General features: G+C 62.4%; 1 protein-coding gene and 1 other annotated feature. The gene reads right to left on the reverse strand.

The window, feature by feature from the left end; translation table 11 throughout:
• Nucleotides 1-39: 39 nt before the first annotated feature.
• Nucleotides 40-1265, reverse strand: a protein-coding gene (locus THIARS_RS18140; protein WP_094159366.1) for an IS3 family transposase whose coding sequence is annotated in 2 segments (ribosomal slippage) — nucleotides 40-986 and nucleotides 986-1265 — 1227 coding nt in all. Because the reading frame shifts where the segments join, the coding sequence is not laid out codon by codon here.
• Nucleotides 871-987 (reverse strand) — a sequence feature (AL1L pseudoknot). (Overlaps the previous gene by 117 nt.)
• Nucleotides 1266-1315 lie beyond the last annotated feature (50 nt).

A 1315-nucleotide genomic window follows, 5' to 3' on the forward strand; every position in this document is an offset into this window, starting at 1 on the left:
TGAACCGCCCCGGGTTTCGTGGAGGCTAGTTGGTTTAAGTCATGCCGGAATGGCGTGTTGACTGGCTTGTTGGCGCCAGTAGTTTGCCTCAGCTTCTGCCGGAGGGATACCCCCAATCGGTTTGAGCAGTCGGGTGTGGTTGAACCAGTGCACCCATTGCAGGGTGGCCAGTTCGACGGCTTCCCTGGTTTTCCAGGGTCCGCGGCGGTGAATCAATTCGGCCTTATACAGCCCGTTGATGGTCTCGGCCAGGGCGTTGTCATAGGAGTCTCCTTTGCTGCCCACGGAGGGCTGGATGCCTGCCTGCGCCAAGCGTTCGGTGTACTTGACGCTGACGTATTGCACGCCTCTGTCCGAATGGTGGACCAAGGCATGGGCAGCGGGCCGACGCGCGTACAAAGCCTGCTCCAGCGCGTCCATCACGAAATCGGTCTGCATGGATGTGCTCACGCGCCAGCCCACGATGCGTCGGGCAAACACGTCGATGACGAACGCCACGTACAGCCAGCCCTGCCAGGTGCTCACATAGGTGAAGTCCGACACCCAGAGCTGGTTGGGTCGCTCGGCTTTGAACACCCGGTTGACGTGGTCCTGCGGACACGGCGTGCAAGTGTCGGGGACCGTGGTTCGCACCTTCTTGCTCCGCCGCGCACCCTGCAGCCCCAGGCGTTTCATCAGCCGCTCGACCGTGCAGCGCGCCACCCGGTTGCCCTCGCGGTTCATCTGCAACCAAACCTTGTCAGCTCCATACACCTGCCAGTTGGCGTGCCACACACGCTGGATGTCGGCAGCCAGCGCATCGTCGCGCTGAGCACGGGCGCTGCGCAACTCGGGGTTGCGATGACGCGCGGCATGGCGCCAGTAACACGACGGGGCCATCTGCAGCACTTTGCAGATGGGCTCGACCCCGTGCATGGGGCGGTGCTGGTCGATGAATCGCTTCAACTCTTCAAACGGCGGTCGAGCTCCGCCTGGGCGAAAAAAGCACTCGCCGCTTTGAGGATGTCATTGGCCCGGCGCAATTCCTTGTTCTCGCGCTCGAGTTGTTTGAGGCGTTCACGCTCGCTGCTCGTCAGGCCGTCGCGCTGGCCTGTATCGACTTCCTCGCGCTTGACCCACTCCAGCAGCGTCTGTGGCACGCAGCCAATCTTGGGGGCCATGGATTCGACTGCGGCCCACAGCGAGGGGTACTCGCCTCGGTGCTCCTGCACCATGCGTACCGCGCGCTCGCGCACTTCGGGGGAAAACTTGTTCGTCTTGTTCATGGCTCCATCTTCTCAAAGGTTGGAGCCTCCTCAAAACCCGGGGCGGTTCA

The organism is Thiomonas delicata (genome assembly GCF_900088825.1).
GTDB classification, from domain to species: domain Bacteria; phylum Pseudomonadota; class Gammaproteobacteria; order Burkholderiales; family Burkholderiaceae_C; genus Thiomonas_A; species Thiomonas_A delicata.